This is a genomic window from Streptomyces sp. NPDC002784, from assembly GCF_053592135.1.
This window is the reverse complement of the sequence record NZ_JBSFVD010000095.1, coordinates 1-4,353: the sequence shown is the minus strand read 5'-3', so window position 1 is coordinate 4,353 and position 4,353 is coordinate 1. Positions and strand designations below refer to the sequence as shown.

Here is a 4,353-nt window from a genome sequence, read left to right as displayed (position 1 = left end):
GGCATGCACGAGTCCTCGTCGGGCGTGCAACCAGCTCCCCTCCGGAGCGGGATGAGCTGCTTCACCTCCCTCCACCGTTCGCTGTCGAGTACCGCTTTCAGGCTCCCACCCTTGACCGACCCGGCGGGAAGGAAGCGGCCGAGAACGCAAGGGATGACCGTGCCGTCGGGCATGATCGCGGCCCGGCCGTCGGCGCAGTTCCCGCACAGCTCCGAGGTAGACGGCAGCGCCTTGGCCGCGTTACCCACACCTCGGACCCGGTCCACATTGATATCCATCACCCCGAGCGCTGTGAGCTCGGCGTGCGCCTGGTCGACGCGCTGGCCTTCGAGGACATCGACGATGCCGACCTGCACGTGGATGCCGCGCCGCAGGGCCTCGATGATGTTCGCGCGGGTCGCGGCGTGACTGCCCTTGCGGCCGGTGACAGCGTCGTGTCCGTCGTCGGTGTCGGCGTAGTACGAGGTGGCCAGCGAGACTCCAGGCCGCTCGAACAGGCCCCAGTGCTCCAGCCGGACCCGGTACAGGTTGCTGTACACTTGGACGCCCACACTGCGGTCCAGCGCGTGTTCCACCAGCTCGGTGAAGTCAGGATGCAGCGGCGGCTCGCCCCCGATGAACTGCACCGTGGTCACCCCGAGGCGGGCGGCCTCGTCGATGACCTGCTTCCAATCCTCACCGGTCATCGTCCCGTGGCTCTTGGCCGGGCCGGCTTCTGCGTAGCAGTGCGAACACGTCAGCTGGCAACGGCTGGTGATCTCCAGCTCAAGAAACGTCACACGGCCGAACTCGCCGCGACCCGATGTGTCGACTCTAGCGGTCATGTGGTTCTGCCTCCTGGGTAATCGCAGCGCGGACAGAAGACCCGCCCCGGCAGAGGCTTGCGCAGCTCTGCCGGGGCGGCGTTGAGGTGCGACCCTGACCCTGCGGTCGCCGTGGGGCCCCTGACTCCGGGGCGGGCGGAGCCAAGTCAGCGGATGCGGACGGCGTTGCAGCAACGTTCGTGAATCCCGCCGGAGACGGCCGAGCCACCGGACTGGCTGCCCTGGTCGAACGGGCGCGTCGGCTCGCCCGGCCTGATGGGCTGGTCGCAGGCCAGACACATGCGTAGCCCGGTCAGGGCCTCGTAGTGGTCGCACAAGGCCAGGAGCGAGCGGCCGAGTCTGCGCACGTGTGTGACGGCGTCGTAGGGCCTCGGTCCGGGGCGGGCGTCCAGCTTCCTGCGGGCTTCGCGGACCGCGACGAGCGCGCAGTAGCGAGGAACGTCGTCAGCGGGCAGCCGCATCGCGGCCTGTTCGATCTCCGGGATGAGCAGCTGCATGTGCCCGCACAGCAGACCCGTCAAGGTCTCCACCGTGGTGAGGTCGACCGGGGTCACCTCCGGCGGCAGCACCTGGCTGACAGTGGCGCGCATCATGGCACTGTCCACTGGGAGGGTGCTCGTGCTCTCACAGCTCTGCGGGGCTTTCATGACGCTGCCCCGCCGTCCTTGTCAGCGATGACCGCGCCCGCCATGACTACGGTCATCACGCCCGACACCCGACACAGCTTGCCCGGCCGGTTCACCGGCACCGCCCAGTACGAGCAGAGCGTGCCCCGATCCACCTCCGTCAGGCCGGGACGGGGAACGCCCAGGTAAGTACCCTCCCCCAAACACTCCGCGGCGGGCGCGCGCCAGCCTCGCGCGGTGCCCGCCGGGACCAAGGCGTAATAACGCCGGCCCGCGGGGTCATGGATGACCGGGCCTCCGTGCACGTACCGTGCCAGCCGCCGGGCCACAACCGCCTGATCATGGGTGGCCAACGCACGGTGGACGATGACCGCGGGGATACGAACCGCGTCGAAAAGCCGCCCCAACGGGACCAGGGCGAGCCTGGCCTCGCCTTCCCACTCCCGGTGTACTGCCGCAGGCAACGGATGCGCGGAGGCGAGCCAACCCGCAACCGCCCTATGGTGCAGTAAATCTGCTCGGGATGTGCTGGCCCCCTGGGGGATCGTAGTCTCTGTCATGTCGGCGTCCTCCGGCGTCGGCCAAGCCCCGGGGCCGTTCGCGCGGTCGCCGGGGTCTTCCTTGCTCACTCAGAGTGCCGACAAAAAGCCACTGTGGCGTTGACTGAACTGTCAACCCCACAGCTCTTGACCGGAGTTCACGCGTGAGCTAAACGCCGCACCACAGGGCATACTCCCGAAGCTCGTCGCCAGCGCGCGGTCGTGCCCGCAGTAGCGTGGCAACCGTCTCGTGCACCGAGTGGTGATAGCGGGTGAGCTGCGCAGACGCCGCCCGGGCGGCCTGAAGCGATTTCAGCGCTTCATCCTGTTGAGCGGTCCACGTCTGCGCGTTGGCCTTGTCGATCCAGAAGTGAGCGGCCCGGGTGGGTGGATAGCCGTCCGGTAACTGCACATCGGCGGCAACGGCCAAAGCCTGGTCATAGTCGTTCTGGTCGCTGGCAGCGGAGATCTCATGCAAGCGAACGTTGAGCGGACCGAACGCGAGGGCGTAGTCACGCGTCTCACCGGTCTGCTCGGCGAGTTCGTCCGCCTCACCGATCCAGTCGGCTGCACTGCTCTCGTCGCCGCTGCGGGCCGACAGGGTAGCGGCGCGCAGCTGGAGTGTGCCACGCACCGCACGAGTGGGACGCGTCCCGTCGTCGTCCAGTTCGCGGAGCGCATGACGCATCAAAGACACGCCGCGGTCGAGACGAGAGCTGTCGGCGGCCATCTGCGCCCGCTCGTACCTCTCGATGGCGACCTGCCGTGGATCACCCGACCGAGGCGCAGCAACGGCCATGTGAGCCAGCGCGAGCCGCGCAAGATCCATGTATCCGATCCGGTATGCCACGATCGCCGCCGTACGGGAGACCTCCGCCTGGGCCGCATGGGCGCGCTCACGGTCCCTGCCAGGCGCAGTGTGGAGCTGCGTAGCGAGAGCCAGTTCCGAAATCAGCCCAGGAAGGTCCCCGGCGATCTCAGTGAACTGCGCTTTCACCCGCAGCTCGCGAAGACGCTGCACCTCGCCTTCGAGAGCGTCGAGTGAACGCGGCGCTTGCGAGTCGTCCGGTGGCAAGTCCCAGTCGTCGAACGCGGTGCTGATCGGCACCAGTAGCGCGTCGAGCTGCTCCCTCTGCAGCGTGTGGATGAAGGGCTGTCCTCGCAGGACGGAGACCTTCACCGCGAGAGCGCGTGCCACGGAAGCCAGGACGGATTCACTTACGGCGCGTTCGCCGCTCTCGATGCGGGACAGCAGGCTCGGCGATACGTGCGCGCGTCGGCCAAGTTCGGACAGGGAGTAGTCGCGAATAGCCCGGAACTCTCGGATGCGCGCCCCGATGCGGTCCGGGGCCGCGGAGGCGGTGTCGGGCATACTGGCCCCCTTCAAGTCTCGACACCTCGAAGGTACCCCTGGCGGCGCCGAGGGAACGGCGATCGGCCCTCATCTCCCACGATGGGGACCGTCATGCTGCGCCCCCGCCTCGGGCCCGTCCGACTCGTCCTCGGCTACAGCTTCGAGACGCCCCACGGCTCCCAAACGGCTGGATCTGCTGGCGCAGCCGGTGAAGGCGTGGCATGAGGTTGGGCACAAGGGGCCGGCGGTTGCGGTGTGTTCGCTGGATGACGACCCGGAGCTGTGGAACCTCAGGGTGCGCTCCACCACCAACCCGGTGCAGCTGGCGCTGTGGCACGGCCAGGGCCCGGTGACCATCTACGCGACGTACGCGTCGCTGGGCGTGCTGGCGGAGGCGTTCGAGGGCGTCTACGGGCAGCAGTTGGCCAGTCATTTCAGTTGGTGTGATGTTGCGGCACTCTGGGGTGATGACTGCTGCGCTTGTCGAACGGTTGGCGCCGCAAAACCTTTGGGAGTTGTTCCAGCGGGTGGTCCCGCCGGCACCGGAACGCCCGCAGGGCGGAGGCCACCGCCGACGAGGGGATCGCGAGGTGCTTGCCGCGATCATCTTCGTGCCCACCTCGGGCTGTACTTGGAATCAACTGCCACCCGGATTCGATCTGTCCGGTGTCACCGCCTTCCGCAGGTTCACCGAGTGGACCGAGGCCCGGGTGTTGGCCAAGCGCCACCGCCTGGTCCTGGAGGAACTCGGCTCCCGCGGCGGGCTGGACTGGTCGCGGTGTGCGATCGACTCCGTCAGCGTCCGGGCCCTCAAAGGGGGCAGCTGACGGGACCGAATCCGACCGACCGTTGCAAGAACGGATCGAACATCCACCTCATCGTCGACCGCCGCGGCCTGCCGGCGTAGGACAGGTAAAAGGCTCCGAACCTCACTCTGAATGATCAGTTTAGAGGTCGTCTCAATTGGCGAGGTCGGTAGCCTGGGTTCGTGCTGATCGTGGAACGCTTGG

Annotated in this window: 3 protein-coding genes and 2 pseudogenes; 2 read left to right on the top strand and 3 right to left on the bottom strand. The window is 67.7% G+C overall.

The window, feature by feature from the left end; translation table 11 throughout:
- The 3 genes from ACWD1Z_RS36570 to ACWD1Z_RS36560 form a co-directional block, all read right to left on the bottom strand.
- A partial coding sequence (locus tag ACWD1Z_RS36570) for a radical SAM protein (RefSeq protein ID WP_451125102.1) occupies positions 1-824 on the bottom strand: 824 nt, incomplete at its 3' end.
- Between the two features lie 146 nt (positions 825-970).
- The gene (locus ACWD1Z_RS36565) at positions 971-1,417 is read right to left on the bottom strand and encodes a DUF6415 family natural product biosynthesis protein (protein ID WP_451125100.1); all 447 of its coding nucleotides are present in this window, start codon (positions 1,415-1,417) and stop codon (positions 971-973) included.
- Positions 1,418-2,158: 741 nt separating this feature from the next.
- Positions 2,159-3,361 (bottom strand): helix-turn-helix domain-containing protein, encoded by a 1,203-nt coding sequence (locus ACWD1Z_RS36560; protein WP_451125098.1) that lies wholly within the window; start codon positions 3,359-3,361, stop codon positions 2,159-2,161.
- Positions 3,362-3,530: 169 nt separating this feature from the next.
- Here ACWD1Z_RS36560 and ACWD1Z_RS36555 point away from each other — a divergent pair.
- Positions 3,531-3,770, top strand: a pseudogene (locus ACWD1Z_RS36555) (helicase); the annotation flags it as partial.
- Between the two features lie 40 nt (positions 3,771-3,810).
- A pseudogene (locus ACWD1Z_RS36550) lies at positions 3,811-4,244 on the top strand (transposase); the annotation flags it as partial.
- Positions 4,245-4,353: the final 109 nt, after the last annotated feature.